The organism is Flavobacterium psychrophilum, assembly GCA_001708385.1.
GTDB classification, from domain to species: Bacteria; Bacteroidota; Bacteroidia; order Flavobacteriales; family Flavobacteriaceae; genus Flavobacterium; species Flavobacterium psychrophilum_A.
On record CP012388.1, the window covers coordinates 1,519,986 to 1,542,580 of the forward strand.

The following is a 22,595-nucleotide window of genomic DNA, read 5'->3' on the forward strand; positions in this document are numbered from 1 at the left end:
CTTGTATAGATTCAATAAAAAAACCATTGGGGTTACCAATGGTTTTTACTATTAAAAAATCAAAAGTCCTAAAAAAGCGGGGATTCATACCATGGGGTATAACTAACACATATTAACTCACGCCCGGTTTCAGATACACCCTCAAAAACAAAGCGCCATTTATAACACAAAGGGAGCTTTGAGCCGGCTACAGAAACAACCGGAGGAACAGCATTAACGTTAGTTACACTAGTTCCTGGTCCCCATATAACCCTTCCTCCTATTTCACTATTTATATCATCGCAATCAGATAATTGCTGTACTTCAACTTTTACCTTGAACTTTCTGGTAGGAGATACAGTTGCATTTACACTGGAAGTAAATTGTACCACAGGATTTCCCAGTCCGCCTGAAACATTCACCGAAACAGATGCTGTAAGATCAAAACAAGATGGTAATGTGCTTTGAGTAGACGATACACTTTCAACAGCATTAAAATCAGTGACAGATGAATTCCCATGCTCATTTTGCACAATTTCGCTGCTATCATCGACAGAACAACTAAACAAGAGGGCTAACAACGGTAATAACATAATCTTCTTCATAATCATCAGTCTTTATCCGAAACAAAAATAAAAGTGTTATATAATCTGTAGGCAATTATGCAAATAAAAACGTTGAAAAGCAATTTTTTCACGATTATTTACAACTAGCAACAGCTTTGTTAACCAAGCGTTAATTGTATTTCTGTTATGACTAGATGTTATCGTCTATTCCTAACTTTAAATAAATATCAGATTAAACAATTATGCTTCAAAACATTGCGAAAGAAAATTATGACGAGGCGCGTGAGCTTAGAGGGTTGTTTGAAAAACAGCTTAGGGAATTATATTGGGCAGAAAGTATAATGTTGCCAATGCTTGACGAAACAATAGAAAACTCTTTCTCACACGACCTTATCGCTTTGGTAGAAGCACACCGAATAACGACCGCAGGCCATATTTTCAGGCTTGAAAAAATATTTGAACTAATTGGGCTGTCACCTGAAAAACTAGCTTACGAGGGAGTACAATGCCTTATTGATGAAGCACAGAATATATCGGGGCTTATAAAACATGGGGTTGTAAGAGATGCCGCCATAATAGCAATACTTCAAAAAATAAAACATTACGAAATAGCCTGCTATGGCACTATGAGAGCATATAGTATAGCCTTAAGAGAAGAAGATGTTGTAACACTGCTTGAGGAAACATTAACTGAAGAGAAAGAAGTTGATATGGCATTTTCGCACATTGCAGAATCGCATATTAATATTGAAGCCGCCGACAAAGAAATATAAAACAAAAACAAATAGTATGTCTAAACCTGAATCTTTCCCGGAACAAACACAAAGCCAGCCGGGCTATGAATATAAGATGACACCTGAACCTGAGATAATCAGGGAAGGTTATAAAGGCAGTGATAAACTAGAAGATAAAAAGGCACTTATAACAGGAGGCGATAGCGGTATTGGCCGTAGCGTTGCTGTGCATTTTGCACGCGAAGGTGCCGATGTAGCCATTGCATATTATGACGAGCATAAAGATGCCCTTGAAACTAAAAGGCTTGTAGAAGCCGAAGGCAGGAAATGTCTGCTGATATGCGGCGATCTGAAAGACGAAAACTTTTGTAAAAAGGTATTGTCTGAAGCCCTTGAATTCCTAGGCGGCTTAAACATACTGGTAAATAATGCGGCTGTACAATTTCCGCAGAAAAAGTTTGAAGATATAACAGGCGAACAGGTGCGTGAAACATTTGAGACAAACATCTTTCCTTTCTTTTATCTTACCAGGGAAGCTTTAAAACATTTGAACGAAGGCGATGCAATTATAAATACTGCATCGGTAACGGCGTACAGGGGAAGTTTTCACCTGATTGACTACAGCAGTACAAAAGGTGCAATTGTATCTTTTACAAGATCTACTTCAGCAATGCTTGCAGAAAAAGGCATAAGGGTAAATGCTGTTGCACCGGGGCCTATCTGGACTCCGCTAATTCCTTCAACCTTTGAGCCCGACGAAGTCGCAGCGTTCGGACAGGACACACCAATGAAACGGGCAGGACAGCCCAGCGAAGTTGGCCCCGCTTATGTGTTTCTTGCCAGCAAAGATGCATCTTACATTACCGGACAAGTAATACATATTAATGGCGGTGAGATTGTGGGTGGATAAATTATGAATCATTTAAAAATAAATACTTATGAATAACAATGTAAACGACCGTAATGATCAAGGCAATCAGGACAGTCAATTTAACCGGGATATAAATAGAGATAACGATACCGTAAGGCGCAACCTCACTCCGGACAACACACTTCCGTATGAAGACCCGGCAGTAACAAATCCGGAAGAGTTGGCATCTTTCCCTAAAAAAGCAAAGATAGTAGATGCTACAGAGGTTGAACGCGAAAGCGAAAACCACCTTGTAAATAAGAGGAGTCCTGTTAGGGAAGGCCGAAATATAATACGTACAGACAATAATCCTGACACTGATGGATTTATGTAAAAAGAAAAAGGACTTAATAGTCCTTTTTCTTTTTTATTGTCAGTTTATCGATAAATTATTAATTATTCGTTAATATTCTCATCTAAAAAGGCATCATTGTAATAAATTAATTTGTACCTTTAATCTATAAATCAGACGATTATGGCAAATTACACAATGAACCGCCACGATCTGGGAGACCTTGGCGGTAACCCGCACCAAACAAACACTTCTGCGGATAACTTTACTTTTCCGTATGAAGACCCGGCAATCATCAATCCGGACGAACTAGCCTCCTTCCCAAAAACAACCTGTTCTTCAGGTGGCCATTATCATCATGAAAGCCACTTAGTAAACAGAAGGACTGCTGTCAGGGACGGAAAAAACATCACCATAACGGATAACCATCCGGACTAAATGGTTCCAAATTCCAATCAGACTTTACTAAAAAACAAAGGGGCTTACGCCCCTAATCTATTTCCGGTTATTGCCTTTTCCTTGCAGGCTCATTCATTGTGGGTTTAAGCGTATCCATTACTGCCGGCTTAGAGGTGCTTTTAGCATGGTTCTGAGTTTTTAACTCATCTTTCCTGGGTTGTACGTCGCCCTGTACTTTTTGCTGTCTGGTAACAGCATCAGTCTGCATATCCGCTTCTTTAATAGGTTTCTTAGCTTTTACTGCTGTTTTAGCAGGTTGTGCCTGTGTCGCAGTAGGCTGTGCGGGTTGCGGTACTTGTTTCGGGTCGGTTTGTGCAGCAGCTATAGTAAGACTAAATACAGCAGCCACCGTTAAAATCAGCTTTTTCATAATTATTTATTTTAGTTATGTTATCTTTTCAGCAAGTTACTAACTATCAACACGTAGCCCTGTTAATCACGCGTTAATCATGAGTTAATTTAAGATGGAAAATTTAAGGTATGCCTAACTTTATACTCGATGAAAAAGTATATAGACATAACAGGTAATTCGGGAGTTACAGCTTACAGTATCAACACTGAAAGTATAAGTGTTGAGTTTAACCATGATGCTATATACTTATACACCTATGCAAGCGCAGGAAAGAGAACAATTGAAAAAATGAAGAAACTCGCAACCGAAGGCAAGGGTCTGAGTACCTATATAAGCCAAAATGTAAAAGAAAAATTTGAAACGCAGTTGAAATAACTTTCGCTTATGGATTATATAGAAGCTCTTGGCCTGCTGGCCGCTTTTTTCACTACCGTAGCCAATATACCACAAGCTATAAAAGTTATAAAAACACGTAATGTAAAAGATCTTTCTGCCGCTACATACAGCATGCTGTTTGTTGGAATGGTACTCTGGGTAGTGTACGGAATAATGAAGGAAGACCTACCTATTATATTAGCGAATTCTATTGCCGCAGCCTTATGCGGGGTAATACTGGTAATGAAAATAGTTTGCCGCAACGATCCTCAAAACCAAAATAAAGAATAGCTAAAATGTTATAGAATTGCCAATTAGATTTTTGTTAGCATACCCCCGTTAAATTTTTAAATAAATTTAGTGTACAAACCCTTTAAACCCCAAAGTCATGAATAAGCTAACAACAATAAAACAGTTGTTTTTCGCAGGTGTTGTAATTACAGGTATGAATATTTTTTCGTCCTGTGACAGTTGCAGCCGTAAAGAGTCAACTACCGAAGGAAGCGAAACAACAACTACCGATGCAGATACAACAAGCTATGAAGATTCAGCATACGATGACTCATTAAATACCGGAGCAAGTACGAATGATGGTACAAATACATCTACTCCTATACGATCTAAATCAAGTAATGGAACTGCAACGACCAAGCCTGCAACTACATCTTCATCATCTGATAATTCGGGAACTAAAACAAGTGGAATGACTGAAGAAGAAATCACCAACAGAATTGAAAATAGCGACGCCAAAAGTGCCGTTGATAAAAATGGTAAACCCATAAGAAACAGTGGTGCTGCAGGAAGCGGTTTGGGAACCGGTACAGGCAGTACAGGAAACAACTCGAGAGTTACAACGAAAGAAGCACAAAAAGGAAATTAATATGAACACTACAGTTAAAAACGCAGTATACATGTCCATGTTTGGCACAAGTCTTTGCCTAACCGCATGCGGAAAAACTAATAATCGTGATGAAAACAACAGTAATAAGGACAGTGTAAGTACTACACAGCCCATCGAAACAGAGATGGATTCTGTAGTATCATCCGATACTATTATGCCGGCGCCTTAATTGAAAAATAATTCTATTATCAATGATTTACGACAATAACGATCCTGCAAAAGGAAACAATGACGGAAAACAATCGGGCAAAGATGCATCTGATAAAAAACAGGAAGTAAGGCCTGATGATCCTAAAAAAGAAAAGGATGAAGATAAATTCAGCCCCGGTGAGCCTGATGATTATAATGCAGAAGAATTTTCAACTGACTGATAGCCGTTTTGGTTGGCTATAATTAACCTCAACATTATGCTTTCAGAACAAATAACACTTTGCAGTAACCGGATCGCCGAAAAAAACCTTAAGATAGCGGTTGCGGAAAGCGCTACCGCCGGCTGGCTGGCATCTGAATTTGCACTGGCTCCTGATTCGGGTAAGATATTTTTGGGAGGCATTGTTTGTTATGATGTGTGTACAAAAGAAGAACTCTTTGATATTCCTAGAAAGATAATTGACGAGTTTACACCCGAATCTGCCGAAGTAACCCAACTTCTTGCCGAAAGGCTAAGCAAATATTTTAAATGTGATATTGCCATTGCCGTTACCGGGCTAACATCTCCCGGAGGCAGTGAAACAGCCGACAAACCTGTTGGCACTATGTTTATACACATAAAATTACCCGAAAACAGGTATTGTTCGCACAGAGAAGTTTTTGAGGGAACACCAAAAGACATTATTTCCCAGACGATAGAGCGGACAGGGAAATTACTCTGCGGATTGCTGGATAGTTTTGATACTAATCAGGACTCCACTACTTCTACTGCCCTATTATAATTTTAAATTGTAACACAATGGATTTACCCTGGACCGAATTATCACTGCGGCTTGCACTTGCCGCTATTTTTGGTGCAGCCATTGGACTTGAGCGCGAGCGTAAAGACTGGGCTGCAGGAATGCGTACCCATATGATGGTTTGTATGGGATCTGCGCTTATTATGCTTGTCTCCTCATTCGGATTTAACGACATAGTAGGAAAAGATTATGCAGAACTCGACCCTTCGCGGGTGGCAGCACAAATTGTAAGTGGTATCGGCTTTATCGGCGCGGGTACTATTCTGTTTAGGAAACCTGCCACAGTTCTGGGTCTAACAACAGCATCCGGTTTATGGACTGTTGCCGGAATTGGTATGGCAACAGGCGGAGGAATGTACTTCGCCGCAAGTGCTGCAACAGTTTTGTCTCTTATAATTTTATGGGGCATGCACCCGATTCAGAAAAGAATTTCTAATAAATTCCGCCAGAAAGCATTATCCATACACGCGAAGGGCGATGTAAACCCCCGAAAGATAATAAACCGCCTCTTAGAAGATAAAAATCTTGACTTTGCTAATTTTTCTATCGAAAGGCGTAAAAAAGAACTTGTATTACTTGTTACGTTAGAACAGACAGCAAGCCACAGGCTTTTAGAAATTGTAGACAAATTACAGGCTGAAGAGTATATTAAAAAGATCTCATGGAGTAAATAAAAAGAAATAGCCGGCATCTTAACAGATTGCCGGCTATTTCTTTTATTCAGAATATACTATGTATATATAAGTGTATCTTCCTGCTGTAATTTTTGAACGGTACCTGTTTCCATATAGCGTTTAAAGCCCAGGATATCTTTACGGATTGTTTTTTCGAACATAGGGTTAATCAATCTTGCAATTTCTTCTCCCGCCACACCAAACGGCGCTTCGTACGAAAACACAACGTGTACCAGTGTACCTAATTCGCCTGCATCTTTAAATGTAACCTTTCCTGCGTTTTTAATGGCCGATCCCGGCATAGATGTCCATCCTATGTGCCTGTTAGGTTCATCATATACAATCTCTGCTTTCCAGCTTACAGCACCAACACCTCCCGGCAATTGCGCTCTCCATTCAGAATGTGTTTCACCTAATACTGTAACAGCTTCAAGATGTTCCATAAACAATGGCAGGTTACCAAGATGCCTCCAGAAGTTATACACTTCATTAACCGGCTTATTAACCACCATTCTCACATGGATATTGACATTTGAATCATGCGGTTTTTCAGGCTTATTAAAAAGACTCTTACTAACATCTCCAGCAAGGCAAAAGCCACTTACTCCCCTGTATATCATGTAACCGGCCGCACCTATTTGCGGTATGCTTCGTTTCTCTTTTTTTAGCGTATCATACAATAAATATGCTCCGCCAAGTATAGATATAAGACGTTCGAGGTTACCGATATTATTTTTTTCTTTAGGTTTTGTAAGTAGAGATGACTTTTTCATAAACCGCTGATTTTAAAGTTTAGATTGTAGATTAAAAATAACAAATAGCGTATTGATTTCCTTCTGTTTTAACACTACCTTAGCCATAGCTATAAAAAAGCCCTGCATAATGCAGGGCTTTTTTTAAATGCCATTATTGCCTTGGCTGCGTTGTTGGTGTTGGCACAGCCGGTTGTGGTGTTGTTGGCGGTGCTCCCGGTGGCGGGGTTGAAACCGGCGGCGTTACCTGTGGCATTGCCGATGAGTTTGTATTTACGCTTCCCGGTGCAGATGCAGGCGGTGTAGGCGTAGCATTGATAGGTCTTTCAACAGAATTTATATTTCGCTGTGTATCGCTATTAATCTGGCTTTGAGTACGTGTATCCTGAACCGATTTTCTTGATTTTTCTGTTTTAGCTTTCTGCTTTTGAGCAGGCGTTCGTGTTGTATCTGTCTGTGCCGATGCAATACCAAATACCAGTATTGCCCCCAGCGTTAAAAACATCTTTTTCATAGTAGTATCTTTTAATTATTTATTTTATCAAGGTAGTTTTCCCTGGTTGCTTGTTGTACTTGCAGGCAGGGTTGTTGTTGGGTTATTAACCCCGTTTACAGGTTGCGTTGTAGATGTTGGCGTACCGGGCTGCATAGTCCCCTGGGCTGCCGGATAGGCCGTTGCAGCACCCGGATAACTGTTAGGATTACTTATCGGGTTTACCGGCGCAAGCTGCTGCTCTTCTCTAACTGTTGTGGTAGACGTAGATGGTGTGCTGTATACAGGCGGAGCTGATACAATGGAGGTAGAGGCCCCGTTTCTCTGCTGCTGCTGTACCTGTTTATCTGTAGATTTTTCTATTACAGGTGTACCTGGTGGAGGCGATGCCGTTGTAGAAGCTTCTATCTTATTTTCCTGTGCTGATGCAATACCAAAAGCCAGTATTACGCCCAGCGTTGTAAATAATTTTTTCATAGCTTTTTCTTTTTACTATAAAGTTACTAAACCAAATTAACCCTAACCTACTGTTTCACAATAATTAACCTTGGTTTAACCCAATTTTACAACGCTGTTAAAATAATTAGGAAACCCGTACTACTAAAACATAGGCAAAAATAAAAAGGCATTGCTTCTGCAATGCCTTTTACTAACTAACTCAAAACTTATATTTCTCTTTTTCTAAACCATAACTAATGTGATTGATGATACTATAGTTAATAGCATAATGTATGCCAAAATGAAAATTTTAGAAAATTTTATTACCTATACCATCCTTCAAGTTTATAAGCACTATCCCAGAAAGAAAATTCCAGGCGGCTGGCTGTTATAAATGCTTCTGTCATTTTTAGCTGTTGCTGAGGTGTGCTGTTTTCTGCCGCTGTATCGCAAATAGCAATAGCTTTTTGTACAAGTAACCCAAATTCTTCACCACCATAGGTAGCAATCCAGTTTTGGTAACGATTTTCGTCTTTCTGCTGAATGCTCAATATGTACTCCCCTACCTTTTGGTAGATCCAAAAACAGGGAAGCACGGCCGCCATGCCAATTGCGGCATCGGCCATATAAACAGTGCTCTGTAGATAATGTACATAATGATGGCATGTAGGCGACATAGCCACACGCTCATCTATGTTATATTCTTTAAAATAAGAATCGTGCAATGCCCTTTCTACCACTATTGCACCTTCAGAAAAGCGTATAAAGTCTAACATAATATCTACATCCTGAGCTTTGGCGGCAATAATAGCCAACGCCCTTGCAAAATACTCAAGGTAATGTGCGTCTTGCTGTAAGTAATATTTAAATTTCTCGACATCCAGCGTTCCTGCTACCAACTCTTTAATAAAAGGCATAGCTGTTATATCATTGTATATAGGCAATGCTTCTGCCCATGCATTTTCAGACCATTTCATTCTTAATCATTTTTATGGGGTTATACGAATGGTTTAGCGGGCCGTTACCTTTTCCAGCCACAACATCTGCCGCATGGTAAATAGCACCGTGTACATACTCCTGCGCTTGCGCAACAGCATCGGTAAGTGCGTATTCCCTGGCAATGAATGATGCTATAGCCGATGATAACGTACAACCCGAACCGTGTACATTTTTAGTTATTATTTTTTCGGAAGTAAATGTTTTTATTATGCCACCTGCATCTGCTAAAATAGAAGTTAGCTGTTGTGATTGAAGATGCCCTCCTTTTAGCAATAAAGCTGATACTCCAAGACCTGTAATTTTTGTTACTGCTTCCTGCATATCCTGTTCATTCACTACAGCAATTCCTGCAAGCAAAGCAGCTTCGTCCATATTTGGTGTTATAAGTGTTGACAGCGGGAAAAGTTTCTCCACAATGGCATTTACTGTATCTTCTTCGATAAGGCGATCACCACTGGTAGCAATCATAACCGGATCGAACACCACAGGAATGTCAGGATATTGAGTTAGAACCTCAGCAATGACATTTACCAGTGCTACACTGTGCACCATACCTATTTTAATGGCATCGGGGCGGATATCTTCTAAAACCGATAATAATTGGGCTTCCACAAAATCAGGCGGAACGCTATGTATCGCTTTTACGCCAGTTGTGTTTTGGGCTACCAGTGCCGTAATAACACTCATGCCATAACAACCTAATGATGCAAATGTCTTAAGGTCGGCCTGTATACCGGCTCCCCCACTCGGATCTGTACCCGCAATGGTAAGCACAGTGGGATATTTATATAGTTTTTTCATAATGCTTTCTCTATTTCATTCCTAATTGCCCAAGCTGCCTGTGCAGGATTATCTGCCCCGCAAATTGCCGATACCACTGCAAGGCAATCGGCGCCTGCTTTAATAACATCATAAGCATTCGTCATGCTCATATTACCTATAGCGACCAATGGTTTATCAGTCAGACTTCTAATATTTCGTATTCCTTCAAGTCCCCACTCTGTAACTGTGTCTGTTTTAGTAGGCGTGCTGAACACTGGGCTTACTCCGAGATAATCGGCATAATGAATCTCATTGTTAGAAAGCTGTTCTATATATTCAACAGAATAACCCAGCAAACCGCATTCAGTCCAATCCCGTTTTATTACAGATGGAGGAATATCGGTATTGCCAACATGAATTCCGAAGGCCTTGCTCTCTATCGCAACCTGAAGATTATCGTTTATAATTAGGGGAACTGCGTGTGTATCGAGCATTTCTCTCAGCCGGAGGGCTGTCGCTATAAAATCATCGGTATCAAGATGTTTTTCACGAAGCTGAATAAGGTCTACACCGCCTTTTACAGCTTGTTCGGCAACCTCAACTATATCACGGCCAAGACAGGCTTCCTGACTTATAACCAGATACAGACGGCTTAAGAATGGTCTAGACATCCTGCGAATCGATTCTTAGATTTGTAAAAAATTCTTCCCGAGTGATGTTAAACAGTTTATCCAAAATATTTAACTGAAGGCTACCGGGTCCATTGCTTATTTTTTCGGATAGTTCTCCGGCGATGCCCAATAAGGCCATTGCTGAGGCTGTAGCATAAAGTTTATCGGTTGCGTTAGCGGCAAATGCAGCTACCAGTGCCGATGCTGTACAACCAAGCCCGGTTACCTTTTGCATAAGCGGATGACCGTTGTATATATGGATTTGTTTATTTCTAGACACTACTACATCTGTAGCACCGGAAATACAAACTATACTGCCCGTATTTTCATTCAGCCATTTTGCAGCATCAATAGCCTCGGTACTTTGGTGTACACTATCTACACCTTTTGTCGCAGATGCACCGAGTTTTGCCAACGCCATGATTTCTGAAGCATTTCCACGGATAACTGTTGGTTTATAAGCTAGTAATTTTGCTGCAACACCATCACGATAGGCAGTTGCCCCTGCACCTACAGGATCTAGTATCCAGGGTTTACCCAATTCATGTGCTTTTGCAGCTGCTTTTAGCATACTTTCTACCCAATAGTCATCTAACGTGCCAATATTAATTACAGAAGCACCGCAGATAGCCACCATATCTTCAACTTCTTTATGGGCATGTGCCATAATAGGCGATGCACCAACGGCTAGTAATGCGTTGGCAGTAGTATTCATAACCACATAATTAGTAATATTGTGTACAAGGGGAGCATTTTTCCGAACGGAAAGGATTGCATTCCAAAGAGACTCTTTCATATTTTTAACGATTTAATAAATATGGCTATAGAGTCTCCAAAATGGAGTTGAAGAAATACAATGTGTATTTCCTTCGCTTTTCCCTACGTCGGTCTAATCCGTATCAGGTTCAAAGGGACTGTCTCAATTCTTTTCAGAATACCCCTAAAGCCAAAAACCAAAGATACAGATTGTATCCCGGAAATAAAAAAAGGGCAGCGATTATATGCTGCCCTTGTTATTTTGTAATAGAAAGCTTTATCTATAAAAATGTAATTTCGATATCAAAATCAAATTCCTCACCTATAACAATATGCTTTACACCCTCATGTGTATCGCGTATACCTTTTACTGACAAGATGGTTTTACCATTAATAATAGGCCTCCAGTTTTCGGTGGTAATAATTCGACCTTTATGGTCTACCTTTTCGTATAGCTTATACTTTAAATAGTTTGTTTTTCCCGACTTAACAACTTCAAAAGCTATAAAAAACAGGTCTGAAAGCTGTATCATTTTAGATCGCCTGTAATCCAGCGTTCCTTCCTTAACCAAAGGCTCCAATACCTTTTTGCCAACAGTAAGGCTTTTAATATCTAATGTATATTTATTATAGTCGGATATTTCTTTTTTACCGGTGCCGAACACAACATAGCCTTCCGTGTTTTCGATATCCTTTTTTACCTTAAGTACAGCTTCTTTAGTAAATGGAATTTCAAAAACAGTATTCAGCACCTGTTCACGACCATTATAAAAGTGTGATTCAGGACAAAGCGAAAAGTTATTCTTAATGAACTTTTCAAGACCTTTCCAGATTTTAACCTGCTTTTGTCCTTTGTCGCCATAAGCAGTAAAATATTCTGCCGTTGTGATTGCTCCGGTAGATCTAAATTCCAATTTTGCAGTTACCTTATCTTTAACCGAACTGTATTTTTTAATGGAATCCAGATTTGTAAGTACAAAATCGTAAGTATTGACCTGTAGTTGCTTTACATTGCAATTATTTTCCTGCGCCAAGCCTTTAATTGAAGAAAGGACAAGCAAAAATGACAGCTGCAATAATCGGGTTATTTTCATTATGAGATAATTATGAGATAATTAAACGCAGCAGTAACAGCAATTGTTATGCCGATTATAAAACAATAAACTAGGTATATACCCTACTTCTGTTCTCGTAAAGTCAAATATACAAAACACAAACAAAAAAGGGCCGAAGCCCTTTAATTTATAACTATTAAAACCTGTTATCGCCATCCAGTAAATTACCGAGGCCACCAAGTATACTGCCTTCATCTCTTTGTTTTCCGCCACCCTGGGGTGCCGATGCATAAATTCTACCTGCCAGCCTGCTAAACGGAAGTGACTGAATATACACTATACCCGGGCCACGAAGCGTCGCATAAAATAATCCTTCGCCCCCAAAAATGCTGTTTTTAATACCCCCAATAAATTCGATATCATAATCTACTGTCTGAGAGAACCCAACTATACAGCCAGTATCAACCTTTAATATTTCACCCGGCTGTAATTCTTTCTTAGCCAGTGTTCCTCCGGCATGTATAAAGCCCAGCCCGTCGCCTTCGAGCTTCTGCATTATAAAGCCTTCGCCACCAAAAAGTCCGCGGCCCAGCTTGCGAGAAAATTCTATGCCTACGGAAACTCCTTTTGCAGCGCATAAAAATGCATCTTTCTGACAAATGAATTTTCCACCAAATTGTTTAAGGTCAATCGGAACAATTTTCCCCGGATAGGGTGATGCAAAGCTAACCCTCCGTTTGTATTTATCCTGATTTAAAAAAACGGTCATAAACAGGTTTTCTCCGGTAAGCAAACGCTTTCCTGCAGAAAACAATTTCCCCATAATACCTTCGGTCTGGTTAGCACCATCGCCAAAAATAGTATCCATTTGTATACCGTTGTCCATCATCATAAAGCTACCTGCCTCGGCTACTACAGCCTCCTGCGGATCAAGTTCTATTTCTACGTATTGCATTTCTTCACCATAAATATGGTAGTCAATTTCATGTGCCTGCATTTTATTTGATTTTTTGATTGTGATTATTACTGAATTAGTAGTACACTGCGCTTTTGTGTTACAGCGATATAAAAAATTTATTCCGGATCAAAAGTTGCCATATCGTGATACTCCTGTAGTTCCAGCGCACGCGTGCGAAAAATATTTGTCAGCCTTACAGCATGAACAACCAGCCACGCTTCGCTTTCCATATTTTTATATAGGGAGTTCGCAAATTCCATTTCGCTATCCCTATACATTATCCATTGTTTTTGGGCTGACTTAAAAACTTTTTTTTCTGCCGGTTTAAGAACTTTCAATAAAAGATCTGAATATTTATTTACCTCCTTCTCCCATGCAATTCTTGCAGAATATTCGCAGCGTATACTATTATCAGGATCCTGATTTTCTTTAGAGTTACGGCATTCTAGCCTTTGGGCATCAATAGGATGTATATCATACTCTGTTTGTGCCGAACTGACTGCTGAATAAAGTATAAACAGCAAGAGGTAATATTTTATCATAATAGATAATTTCTAAAATGAAGGTAGGAATTTTTCCCGAAAGTAAAATAGGGCGGCTAAATTTTAATGACAACAACCGTTAAAAACGCAAAAACCTCCGATATAATCGGAGGCTTAAGTGTATGTATACTGTTTTATGCTGTTTTATTTAATTTCCAGTATGATAATATATCAGCGATAAGTTTTTTATAGCCTGAAAATGTTACCGGCTTAGAAAAATAGCCCTGTATAGATCGCTGAGATGCTTTAGATATGTAGTCAACTCGATCTGATGTAGTAAGGAACAAATATGGCGAACACCTCTCTCTTAATTCAGGATCTTTATTTATCTGGTCTCTTAGTGTAAAGCCGTCAACTTTAGGCATATTGATATCTGACAAAAGCAGGAAAGGCCTTGTTTTTGTAGATTTAAGATAATTAATGACCACCGAGCTGTCTTCGATAACTATGAGCCTGTTGTCATAATTATTTTCCGTCATAACCTGGTCAAATGCCTCTATGAGTATTTCTCTGTCGTCGGCATCGTCTTCGATGAGTATTATATCGCCATTTGTTTTCATACCCAAATGTATCTAAATTTTAACTAAATAATACATGATTGTATTACATCATAAAGGTTTATGTATAATATTGATAATACAATCATTTTAACACTACTAATTTACGATGTGCAAACGCCTGTGGTTTCAACACGATACTGAAAAATGTAAATGATCGACAACCTGCATAAATAAAACGCTGACAGATAAACGTATACTAATCAAAAAACAATGTAATTTTATTTTAATATCTTAGCTTTAAAATTTTAGAGTTTTACTCCACTACATTTATAACTATGAAAAAAATACTTTTCCTTTTTGGAGCCCTTTGCGTGATTACATTAGCCTCGGCCCAAAAAATAACTACAGCAGACCTTCAGGGGCAATGGAGATTGTCTGCAATTGATAATAATGGAGCGCATGTTAATCTGCTTACCGAAGAAATTACAATTTCGCCTGAGATGAAAGCGCAGTTAACACCCGATATGGTGAACCAGCTCAGCGATGGACTAAAACAATCGATAAGCCGTTTAAAAGCTTCTGATGTAGTTTTTGCCAGCAACACCATAAAACAAAACATGGCAGGAAAAGAAAAAAAAGGCACATATGCACTTAAAGAATTAGGAGATAAACAATATGCAGCCTTTGCGTGGGATAATAATACCACAAGTGAATCGTCTATCTGGATTAAAAACAAACAGCTTCACATTGTGAAATCTGAAGGCGGACAGGTTTTTGAATTTATATATAGCAAAGGGTAATTTCGGGTAATTATCCTCTAATACAAACCGGAAGATTTATAATGAAAAAAATATTTTTAGCAATTGCTTTCTGTTTCTGCCTCTCACTATGGTCTCAAAATGCGACAGAAAAAGATCTTCAGGGAAAATGGCAGCTTATAACCTACACTACTGCCAGCGCCAGCCTTGATGTAGAGACAGGTAAGGTTACAGTAGATAAGTCTGCAAACACTTTTGGCCCCGAAATGGCAAACAAGCTTAAAAACGATATGGAATCGTATACAGAAATGCTTAAAACAGCCTACGTTGAAATAAATGGAAACAATTTCATGCAGGTAGTGTCTGATTCTGTAAAGGCTGGAACCTTTACTCTTGGAAGTCAGGGAAACTATCAAACAATTGAAGGAGTATTTGATGATGGCACAACAGGATCAATCCGGTTTCTTGTAAAAGATAATAAACTCATGCTTAATTTTCCCATTCAAAACAAGACGTACACCTATAAAAAAGTGTAATCAAAACTTTATAAAATCAAAAAAAGCTTCCTAACGGAAGCTTTTTTATATATCGAAACCTGATTATTCAGCGTTAGCAACAATTTTAACCGCACTTCTGTAAAGGTAAGTACCGTAAATGTGGCGACGTGCAAAACGTGCCTGAGAATCTGCATTTACCATTTTAATGTAAACCTGCTTAGGCACACCAAAGTATTCGTAGCAGCTTCCGTCAACAAAGTTGATATAAAGTGCCTGATTTTCCATATAGAAATCAAGAATACCTGAAGTTGATGTAGTTTTAGCATATTCAGCGCTATTTTTCTCTGCTGTTTCAGGAGCAATACTCACTAAAAAGTGGTACGCTTCAATAATCTCCTTACTTTTTTCTTCGGCAGCGTGGCGCTCCTCATCAGTGTTGCATGTATCAGGGTGACAGTCTTTCATACTGTTCCTGTAAATAGTCTTAAGTTCTTTAAGAGTAGCTGCTTTGGTAACGTCAAGTAACTTTCTGTACTCAACAATTTTCTTCATATTCATATATTTCCTTCGGTAATATGTGCCTTTGTTAGCGGCGGCAAAAGTAGTGAATTAGAATGAATTAGCAAGCTTTAATTACAAAATATCAGACAATTAGATAATTACATGCAAAATATAACCTTGTAGTAGCTTTAACCGAACATTCTGTAAACAAGAAGAGAACCATTGCTGATTCTCTTTTTACTTTAGTAGCGCGAACAGGACTCGAACCTGTGTCCGCCGCGGCGGATAAGAGCCCTTGACTTATGAACTACTTCATTATAAGACATAAAAAAAAAGACCCATTGCTGATTCTCTTTTCACTTAGTAGCGGGAACAGGACTCGAACCTGTGTCCGCCGTGGCGGATAAGAGCCCTTGACTTATGAACTACTTCATTGTAAGACATAAAAAAAGAGAACCATTGCTGATTCTCTTTTCACTTAGTAGCAGGAAATAGGACTCGAACCTGTATCCGCCGCGGCGGATACCTGACTCATAAAATTACTTTATCATAGGGCATAAAAAAAGAGAACCATTGCTGATTCTCTTTTTACTTTAGTAGCGGGAACAGGACTCGAACCTGTGACCTTCGGGTTATGAGCCCGACGAGCTGCCTACTGCTCTATCCCGCGATCTTCGGTGCAAATATACAATCTTTTTGTTGATATTCGGTGCTTATATTATTAAATTGTTATTTTCAACACTAATCGTCCCTGAATTTCTGCCTAATATATATCTGTCTAACCTGTTACATAAAATAATATTTTACAAAAAACAAGACTAGTCGCACAAGAGATAAGTGTTTGCCAGATGTTTTAAAACAAAAAGCTCCAGATTTCTCTGAAGCTTTACTTAGTAGCGGGAACAGGACTCGAACCTGTGACCTTCGGGTTATGAGCCCGACGAGCTGCCTACTGCTCTATCCCGCGCTGTTTCGAGTGCAAATATACAACCATTACTGATAACTGCAAGGGAAAACAGAAAAAAAACTTTTATTTCTACTATTGGCCTGATATACCTACCTTTGCAGGATAATTATTTTTTTATGACACACAAAGCAGGCTTTGTAAATATTATAGGTAACCCCAATGTGGGCAAATCTACCCTAATGAATGCCTTTGTAGGCGAACGACTGTCTATCATCACCTCTAAAGCACAAACTACGCGTCACCGTATTTTGGGTATCGTAAATGGTGAAGATTTTCAGGTGGTGTTGTCTGACACTCCCGGTATCATTAAACCGGCATACGAGCTTCAGGCTAGTATGATGGATTTCGTTAAGTCGGCTTTTGAAGATGCCGATGTACTTATCTATATGGTAGAGACCGGAGAGAAAGAACTTAAAGACGAAGCCTTTTTCAATAAGATCATCAATGCCAAAATTCCGGTATTGCTATTACTTAATAAGATTGACAAAACAAACCAGGAGCAACTTGAAGAACAGGTTCAGCTTTGGACGGAAAAAGTGCCAAATGCAGAGCTATACCCTATTTCTGCCCTCGAAAACTTTAATGTAAAAGAAGTTTTTAACCGTATTCTTGATTTACTTCCCGAATCTCCTGCATATTATCCTAAAGACGCACTTACGGATAAACCGGAACGTTTCTTTGTAAACGAGACTATCCGTGAAAAAATACTTTTACACTACGATAAAGAAATACCGTATGCTGTAGAAATTGAAACGGAAGAATTTATAGAAGATGACAACATCATTCGTATCAGCGCTTTGATCATGGTAGAGCGTGAGACACAGAAAGGTATTATTATTGGCCATAAAGGTGCCGCACTTAAAAAAGTAGGTGTTGAGGCAAGGATGGATCTTGAGAAATTCTTTGGTAAACAGATACACCTTCAAATGTTCGTCAAAGTGAACAAAAACTGGAGAAGCAATGCTTACCAGTTGCGCAGGTTTGGTTACGACCAGAAGTAAGCTCTTGTTTCAGGTTTCAGGTTATATGTTTCAGGTTATCGTCGCGTCCTTGAAACTTAGTTACTCAGCGACTTAGTAACTCTGCAACTTTATACGTACTTTTGCAAAAAATTAAAAAATAGGAATGAATAATATAGTAGCTATTGTAGGAAGGCCAAATGTAGGTAAATCTACTTTTTTTAACCGACTGATACAGCGAAGAGAAGCTATCGTAGATTCTGTTAGTGGTGTAACACGTGACAGGAACTACGGTAAAAGCGAATGGAACGGAAAAGAGTTCTCTGTTATAGATACAGGTGGTTATATAAAGGGATCTGAAGATGTTTTTGAAGCCGAAATACGCCGTCAGGTTGAACTTGCAATAGACGAAGCCGACGTTATTGTATTTATGGTAGACGTTGAAGAAGGCATTACCCCTATGGACGAAGAAGTATCTAAGTTATTACGTAAAGTAACCAAACCGGTTTTACTTGCTGTAAATAAAGTAGATAACTCTATGCGTGAAAAAGATGCTATAGAATTCTACAATCTTGGACTAGGAGAATACTATACCCTTGCAGGTATGAGCGGTTCTGGTACAGGAGAACTATTAGACGCACTTGTAAAATTATTACCGGAAGCAGTAGCCCCGGACGAGAACGAAGTTGCACTGCCACGTTTTGCAGTTGTAGGTCGTCCTAATGCAGGAAAGTCATCTTTCATTAATGCACTTATTGGTGAAGACAGATATATAGTTACAGACATTGCAGGTACTACACGTGATGCTATTGATACAAGATACAACCGTTTTGGGTTTGAGTTTAACCTTGTAGATACCGCAGGTATCCGCCGTAAGGCAAAGGTCAAGGAAGACCTTGAATTCTATTCGGTAATGCGTTCTGTAAGAGCTATTGAGCACAGTGACATTTGTATTCTTGTTATTGATGCTACACGTGGTTTTGAAGGACAGGACCAAAGTATCTTCTGGCTTGCAGAAAAGAACCGGAAAGGTGTTGTTATCCTTGTAAACAAATGGGACCTTGTTGAGAAAGACACTATGAGTACCCGTGATTACGAGCGCAAAATACGTGAAGAACTTCAGCCGTTTACAGATGTGCCTATTCTATTCGTATCGGCTATCACAAAACAGCGTTTAATTAAAGCGCTTGAAACTGCTGTAGAGGTGTTTGAAAACAGGAAACAGCGTATTGCTACTTCAAAGCTTAACGAAACCATGCTACCCATTATCGAGAGTATGCCGCCACCGGCACTTAAAGGTAAGTATGTGAAAATTAAGTTCTGTATGCAGCTGCCTACTCCTACCCCACAGTTTGTGTTTTTCTGTAACCTGCCTCAGTATGTTAAAGATCCGTACAAACGTTTTCTTGAAAATAAAATGCGCGAAATATATAACTTATCGGGCGTACCGATTGACATATACTTCCGTCAGAAATAATATGAAAAACCCCGAACAAACTTCGGGGTTTTTATTTTTTTATATTCTGTCTAATTCTTTTTTAGGCATGTCTTAATACCAGTCTTTAAACGATTTATTCGTTTTAAATTTATCCGTTAATACTTTATACACGGTATAACCAACCAATACCTGCCCTGCAAAAAGAAAGCTTAAAAGCACCGGCATTGACAGTTCCAACTGCGTTAGCACCACAAAAGCAAACAGGCAGGCAGTTGTAAACCAAACGAGTGTGATAGCGTAGTTCTTCATAATAATAGCATTTATAACACTTAAAGTTAGCCCTTCATAAAGTGACTTGGGTTAACAGGGTGCTAAATGGCTAAATTTTAAAACAGCTAAATCTCTTAAATTCAAATCAATATTTTTGCTTTTACCATACTATTATGGTTATTTAGCTGTTTTTAAAGAACAACCTTACATTATACCTAACTATGCATAAAATATTTACACTACTACTATTTCTATGCGCTACAACGGCTTTCAGCCAGACCATAACTATAAAAGGCAAAGTTACAGACAATCAGGATTTTCCTTTAGAATCGGCAACAATTTACCTCACTACAGTAAAAGACTCAACAGTTATAGACTATACCATTTCCAACAAAAACGGTTTATGGGAAATAAAAACAAAAAAAATAACCGATCCCGTATCCCTTAAAGTTTCTTACATAGGCCTTGCCAACCATAAGCAAGAGTTTAAAACACTGGAAGAAGACAAAGACTTTGGCACAATTAAGCTGGAAGACATGTCTACAGAATTAAGCGAAATTGTGATACAGGGGGAAATACCGCCCATCAGGATAAAGAAAGACACGCTAGAGTTTAATGCTGCCTCATTTAAAACCAGGCCGGATGCCAATGTTGAATCTTTACTAAAGCAGTTGCCTGGTGTAAATATTGATACTGACGGAAAAATAACCGTAAACGGAAAAGAAGTTAACCAGATACTTGTAAACGGGAAACCTTTTTTTGATAAAGACGGACAGATCGCCATAAAAAACCTGCCTGCAGAAATCATAGAAAAGGTACAGGTTAGCGACACCAAAACTAAAAAAGAAGAACTTGCCGGCAAAAATGCCAGTGGCGACAATTCGAGCATTAACCTTACCATAAAAAAAGACAAGAATAAGGGCTTTTTCGGCAAAATCATGGGCGGATATGGGTCTGACGAACGCTACGAAAGCAGTGCCATTGTAAACTATTTTAAAAATAAGATGAAGGTTAGCCTTTTGGCATCTTCCAATAATATTAATGCTTCGGGGTTCTCTCTGAATGAGATATTCGACAGTATGGGCGGAGGCCGTAACAGCGGTGCTGCTTCTCTGTACCTCAATAGTGGCGGTGGTGGCGGAAACAGCACAGGTATTACCCGAAGTGATATGGTTGGCCTAAACTATGCCGATGAGTGGTTTAAAGGCTTTGATGCCGGTGCGAGCTATACATATACTGGAAGTAATACAGAAAACAACAACCGTACCTCATCTATTAATTATCTGCCGGAAGGCCCCGATGCTGACAACCCAAACACAATTATAGATAAAAGCTATAGGACAAACGCTGTATCGCGCAGCGAAAGCGACAGATATACACATACTTTTAATAGCGATTTTCAATATAAAATAGACTCTACTTCTACCCTGCATTTTGCTCCGAAGTTTGTTACTGCAAATTCACAATCGTTCAATTCGTCTACGAGGTCTTCTCAACGTCTTTTTGATGATAAGTTAATGAATGAAAGCACATCTGAAAGCTATGGAGAAAATGACAGTAACACATTTAGTAATCAGCTAACATATTTTAAACAATTTGCAGCAAAAAAAGGACGCGGTGTTAGCGTAAGCCTTACCAACAGCAACAATAAAAATGATGATACAAGCCTAAATAAGTCTAACACTAGAAAATACAGTTATCCTGATGGCATAACCGAAACCGATGTTGACAACAGAGATCAGATACTATACACAACATCTACAGATGACAGTTACAATTTTGGTGTAGAATATACAGAGCCTATTACAGATTCACTCGAAGTAAATATTGGCAGCGGATATGACTATAACAAGTCGGTAAACAGACGTAACAGCTACGACTTTGATCCGGAAACAGGTAACTATACGGTTTATAACGATTCGTTATCTAACTACTTGACATCGGAGATAGGAACGTTTCAATCGAGGGCTGGAGTGAGTTTGACGAAAGGTAAATTTTATTTAAATGCAGGCGCAGGAACAAATGTTACCTCATTTAAAAACCATGCCCTTTTTATTGGCGATGACTATAACCTTAACACCAATTATATCCTGCCCACAGCAGATATGAATTTGAGTTATCGCCCGGATAAGGGTAAGTCATTTTCATTGAACTATAATTATACTGTTGATTTTCCCCAAGCAAGGCAAATATTACCCATTGTAGATAAAACCAATCCGTTAAACACTATTGAAGGTAACCCTGATCTTGACCCTAACAAATCGCACAGGATAAGAGCCGGATACCGCAATTTCGATTTTGCTACACGATCGGGTTATAGCTTTTGGTTTAACTCTACGATCTACGATTCTCAGGTCACCCAGTTTACAGTAACAGATGACAGCGGTATAAACAATACAACGTATCGTAATATTTCGGGAGCTATGAGTAACAGTGTTAGTGCCAACTGGAACAAAACAATAAAAAAGAACGCCCACAGCTACAGATTTGGTGTTAATATGAGTACAAGCTATAATATTGACAAAGGTTTCCTTAATGGCATAATGTACGACAGCAAATCTGTCCGCTTAAGCCCTGGTGCAAACTTTACGTACGAATATGGCGAGCTATTAACCATAAGCCCATCTTACAATTATAATTACAACCAATATAATTACACAAACTACAGAATAAGCTCAAATTCTAATTACGTACACCGTGTTAACCTGCAAACAACAAGCTATTGGCCTAAGCACGTGGTTTTTGGAAATGATTTTGGCTACACGTACAACTCTAACATTGCAGATGGCTTTAAAAAAGATTTCTATTTATGGAATACCAGTATAGGCTATAACTTCCTTAAAGATCAGCTGATGTTTAAAGTTAAGGTATATGATGTTCTTAATCAAAACCTTGGAACGTCGCGTACCATAGGACCTACAACAATTACAGATCAGGAAAATACCGTACTAAAACGCTATGTAATGTTCTCCTTAACCTATAAATTACAGCAATTTGGTGGCGCACCGGCAAAGCGTGAACGCAGGTTTGAAACGATGAGGGTAAATTAATTGTAATAAATTTAGTTTTTTAACAGTAGTAATCATA

At 39.0% G+C, this 22,595-nt stretch carries 31 protein-coding genes and 2 tRNA genes; 16 read left to right on the forward strand and 17 right to left on the reverse strand.

What is annotated here, in order from left to right; translation table 11 throughout:
• Positions 1-68: 68 nt before the first annotated feature.
• Entirely contained in the window at positions 69-584 is a 516-nt protein-coding gene (locus ALW18_06600) for a hypothetical protein (protein AOE52208.1), read from the reverse strand.
• Positions 585-787: 203 nt separating this feature from the next.
• Between ALW18_06600 and ALW18_06605 the strand changes: the two genes are divergently transcribed.
• From ALW18_06605 to ALW18_06620, 4 genes are all read left to right on the forward strand, one after another.
• Positions 788-1,318 (forward strand): hypothetical protein, encoded by a 531-nt coding sequence (locus ALW18_06605; protein AOE52209.1) that lies wholly within the window; start codon positions 788-790, stop codon positions 1,316-1,318.
• Between the two features lie 16 nt (positions 1,319-1,334).
• The gene (locus tag ALW18_06610) at positions 1,335-2,189 is read left to right on the forward strand and encodes a short-chain dehydrogenase (GenBank protein ID AOE54335.1); all 855 of its coding nucleotides are present in this window, start codon (positions 1,335-1,337) and stop codon (positions 2,187-2,189) included.
• Positions 2,190-2,217: 28 nt separating this feature from the next.
• Positions 2,218-2,523, forward strand: a complete 306-nt coding sequence (locus ALW18_06615) for a hypothetical protein (GenBank protein ID AOE52210.1) — start codon at positions 2,218-2,220, stop codon at positions 2,521-2,523.
• 141 nt (positions 2,524-2,664) lie between these two features.
• Positions 2,665-2,919 carry a hypothetical protein gene (locus ALW18_06620; GenBank protein ID AOE52211.1) on the forward strand — a complete coding sequence of 85 codons (255 nt, stop codon included), beginning with the start codon at positions 2,665-2,667 and terminating at the stop codon, positions 2,917-2,919.
• A 67-nt stretch (positions 2,920-2,986) separates the two neighbouring features.
• Here ALW18_06620 and ALW18_06625 read toward each other — a convergent pair whose 3' ends face one another.
• Complete coding sequence (locus ALW18_06625; GenBank protein ID AOE52212.1) at positions 2,987-3,310, reverse strand: hypothetical protein; 324 nt, start codon at positions 3,308-3,310, stop codon at positions 2,987-2,989.
• 129 nt (positions 3,311-3,439) lie between these two features.
• On the opposite strand from ALW18_06625, the gene ALW18_06630 reads away from it, so the two are divergent.
• The 7 genes from ALW18_06630 to ALW18_06660 all read left to right on the forward strand — a co-directional run bounded on the left by ALW18_06630 (position 3,440) and on the right by ALW18_06660 (position 6,192).
• Positions 3,440-3,667 (forward strand): hypothetical protein, encoded by a 228-nt coding sequence (locus ALW18_06630; protein AOE52213.1) that lies wholly within the window; start codon positions 3,440-3,442, stop codon positions 3,665-3,667.
• Positions 3,668-3,676: 9 nt separating this feature from the next.
• Complete coding sequence (locus tag ALW18_06635; GenBank protein AOE52214.1) at positions 3,677-3,958, forward strand: hypothetical protein; 282 nt, start codon at positions 3,677-3,679, stop codon at positions 3,956-3,958.
• 97 nt (positions 3,959-4,055) lie between these two features.
• A complete protein-coding gene (locus ALW18_06640; GenBank protein AOE52215.1) occupies positions 4,056-4,547 on the forward strand; it encodes a hypothetical protein in 492 nt (163 codons plus the stop codon).
• 1 nt (position 4,548) lies between these two features.
• On the forward strand, positions 4,549-4,737 hold the full coding sequence (locus ALW18_06645; GenBank protein ID AOE52216.1) for a hypothetical protein: 189 nt from the start codon (positions 4,549-4,551) through the stop codon (positions 4,735-4,737).
• Positions 4,738-4,759: 22 nt separating this feature from the next.
• Entirely contained in the window at positions 4,760-4,939 is a 180-nt protein-coding gene (locus tag ALW18_06650; protein AOE52217.1) for a hypothetical protein, read from the forward strand.
• A 36-nt stretch (positions 4,940-4,975) separates the two neighbouring features.
• Positions 4,976-5,500 (forward strand): damage-inducible protein CinA, encoded by a 525-nt coding sequence (locus tag ALW18_06655; GenBank protein AOE52218.1) that lies wholly within the window; start codon positions 4,976-4,978, stop codon positions 5,498-5,500.
• Positions 5,501-5,517: 17 nt separating this feature from the next.
• Positions 5,518-6,192 (forward strand): magnesium transporter MgtC, encoded by a 675-nt coding sequence (locus ALW18_06660; protein AOE52219.1) that lies wholly within the window; start codon positions 5,518-5,520, stop codon positions 6,190-6,192.
• Between the two features lie 56 nt (positions 6,193-6,248).
• On the opposite strand, the gene ALW18_06665 is transcribed toward ALW18_06660, so the two are convergent.
• The 11 genes from ALW18_06665 to ALW18_06715 form a co-directional block, all read right to left on the reverse strand.
• A complete protein-coding gene (locus ALW18_06665; protein ID AOE52220.1) occupies positions 6,249-6,965 on the reverse strand; it encodes a hypothetical protein in 717 nt (238 codons plus the stop codon).
• Between the two features lie 133 nt (positions 6,966-7,098).
• Positions 7,099-7,458 (reverse strand): hypothetical protein, encoded by a 360-nt coding sequence (locus tag ALW18_06670; GenBank protein AOE52221.1) that lies wholly within the window; start codon positions 7,456-7,458, stop codon positions 7,099-7,101.
• Positions 7,459-7,485: 27 nt separating this feature from the next.
• Positions 7,486-7,914 (reverse strand): hypothetical protein, encoded by a 429-nt coding sequence (locus ALW18_06675; protein AOE52222.1) that lies wholly within the window; start codon positions 7,912-7,914, stop codon positions 7,486-7,488.
• Positions 7,915-8,198: 284 nt separating this feature from the next.
• Positions 8,199-8,852 (reverse strand): transcriptional regulator, encoded by a 654-nt coding sequence (locus ALW18_06680; protein ID AOE52223.1) that lies wholly within the window; start codon positions 8,850-8,852, stop codon positions 8,199-8,201.
• On the reverse strand, positions 8,839-9,675 hold the full coding sequence (locus tag ALW18_06685; GenBank protein AOE52224.1) for a hydroxymethylpyrimidine kinase: 837 nt from the start codon (positions 9,673-9,675) through the stop codon (positions 8,839-8,841). Before ALW18_06685 ends, ALW18_06680 begins: the two co-directional genes overlap by 14 nt.
• The gene (locus ALW18_06690; GenBank protein ID AOE52225.1) at positions 9,672-10,307 is read right to left on the reverse strand and encodes a thiamine-phosphate pyrophosphorylase; all 636 of its coding nucleotides are present in this window, start codon (positions 10,305-10,307) and stop codon (positions 9,672-9,674) included. The genes ALW18_06685 and ALW18_06690 overlap by 4 nt, the downstream gene beginning before the upstream one ends.
• Positions 10,300-11,103 carry a hydroxyethylthiazole kinase gene (locus tag ALW18_06695; GenBank protein ID AOE52226.1) on the reverse strand — a complete coding sequence of 268 codons (804 nt, stop codon included), beginning with the start codon at positions 11,101-11,103 and terminating at the stop codon, positions 10,300-10,302. The genes ALW18_06690 and ALW18_06695 overlap by 8 nt, the downstream gene beginning before the upstream one ends.
• Before the next feature lie 241 nt (positions 11,104-11,344).
• Positions 11,345-12,157 carry a hypothetical protein gene (locus ALW18_06700; GenBank protein ID AOE52227.1) on the reverse strand — a complete coding sequence of 271 codons (813 nt, stop codon included), beginning with the start codon at positions 12,155-12,157 and terminating at the stop codon, positions 11,345-11,347.
• 157 nt (positions 12,158-12,314) lie between these two features.
• On the reverse strand, positions 12,315-13,115 hold the full coding sequence (locus ALW18_06705; protein AOE52228.1) for a hypothetical protein: 801 nt from the start codon (positions 13,113-13,115) through the stop codon (positions 12,315-12,317).
• Between the two features lie 77 nt (positions 13,116-13,192).
• On the reverse strand, positions 13,193-13,618 hold the full coding sequence (locus tag ALW18_06710) for a hypothetical protein (protein ID AOE52229.1): 426 nt from the start codon (positions 13,616-13,618) through the stop codon (positions 13,193-13,195).
• A gap of 134 nt (positions 13,619-13,752) precedes the next feature.
• The gene (locus ALW18_06715; protein AOE52230.1) at positions 13,753-14,178 is read right to left on the reverse strand and encodes a histidine kinase; all 426 of its coding nucleotides are present in this window, start codon (positions 14,176-14,178) and stop codon (positions 13,753-13,755) included.
• A gap of 275 nt (positions 14,179-14,453) precedes the next feature.
• Here ALW18_06715 and ALW18_06720 point away from each other — a divergent pair, with 275 nt between their 5' ends.
• Together ALW18_06720 and ALW18_06725 are read left to right on the forward strand one after the other, a co-directional pair.
• Entirely contained in the window at positions 14,454-14,918 is a 465-nt protein-coding gene (locus ALW18_06720; GenBank protein AOE52231.1) for a hypothetical protein, read from the forward strand.
• 41 nt (positions 14,919-14,959) lie between these two features.
• A complete protein-coding gene (locus tag ALW18_06725) occupies positions 14,960-15,412 on the forward strand; it encodes a hypothetical protein (protein ID AOE52232.1) in 453 nt (150 codons plus the stop codon).
• A 63-nt stretch (positions 15,413-15,475) separates the two neighbouring features.
• Here ALW18_06725 and ALW18_06730 read toward each other — a convergent pair whose 3' ends face one another.
• From ALW18_06730 to ALW18_06740, 3 genes are all read right to left on the reverse strand, one after another.
• Positions 15,476-15,925: a molecular chaperone DnaJ gene (locus ALW18_06730; GenBank protein ID AOE52233.1), complete on the reverse strand. Its 450-nt coding sequence runs from the start codon at positions 15,923-15,925 to the stop codon at positions 15,476-15,478.
• A 543-nt stretch (positions 15,926-16,468) separates the two neighbouring features.
• Positions 16,469-16,544, reverse strand: a tRNA-Met gene (locus tag ALW18_06735).
• Between the two features lie 221 nt (positions 16,545-16,765).
• Positions 16,766-16,841 (reverse strand) — tRNA-Met (locus ALW18_06740).
• A 116-nt stretch (positions 16,842-16,957) separates the two neighbouring features.
• Between ALW18_06740 and ALW18_06745 the strand changes: the two genes are divergently transcribed.
• Positions 16,958-17,842, forward strand: coding sequence for a GTPase Era (locus tag ALW18_06745; GenBank protein AOE54336.1), 885 nt, complete (start codon positions 16,958-16,960; stop codon positions 17,840-17,842).
• A 124-nt stretch (positions 17,843-17,966) separates the two neighbouring features.
• Positions 17,967-19,277 (forward strand): GTP-binding protein Der, encoded by a 1,311-nt coding sequence (locus ALW18_06750; GenBank protein AOE52234.1) that lies wholly within the window; start codon positions 17,967-17,969, stop codon positions 19,275-19,277.
• 72 nt (positions 19,278-19,349) lie between these two features.
• On the opposite strand, the gene ALW18_06755 is transcribed toward ALW18_06750, so the two are convergent.
• A complete protein-coding gene (locus ALW18_06755; protein AOE52235.1) occupies positions 19,350-19,547 on the reverse strand; it encodes a hypothetical protein in 198 nt (65 codons plus the stop codon).
• A gap of 182 nt (positions 19,548-19,729) precedes the next feature.
• Between ALW18_06755 and ALW18_06760 the strand changes: the two genes are divergently transcribed.
• Positions 19,730-22,558 carry a hypothetical protein gene (locus ALW18_06760; protein ID AOE52236.1) on the forward strand — a complete coding sequence of 943 codons (2,829 nt, stop codon included), beginning with the start codon at positions 19,730-19,732 and terminating at the stop codon, positions 22,556-22,558.
• Positions 22,559-22,595 lie beyond the last annotated feature (37 nt).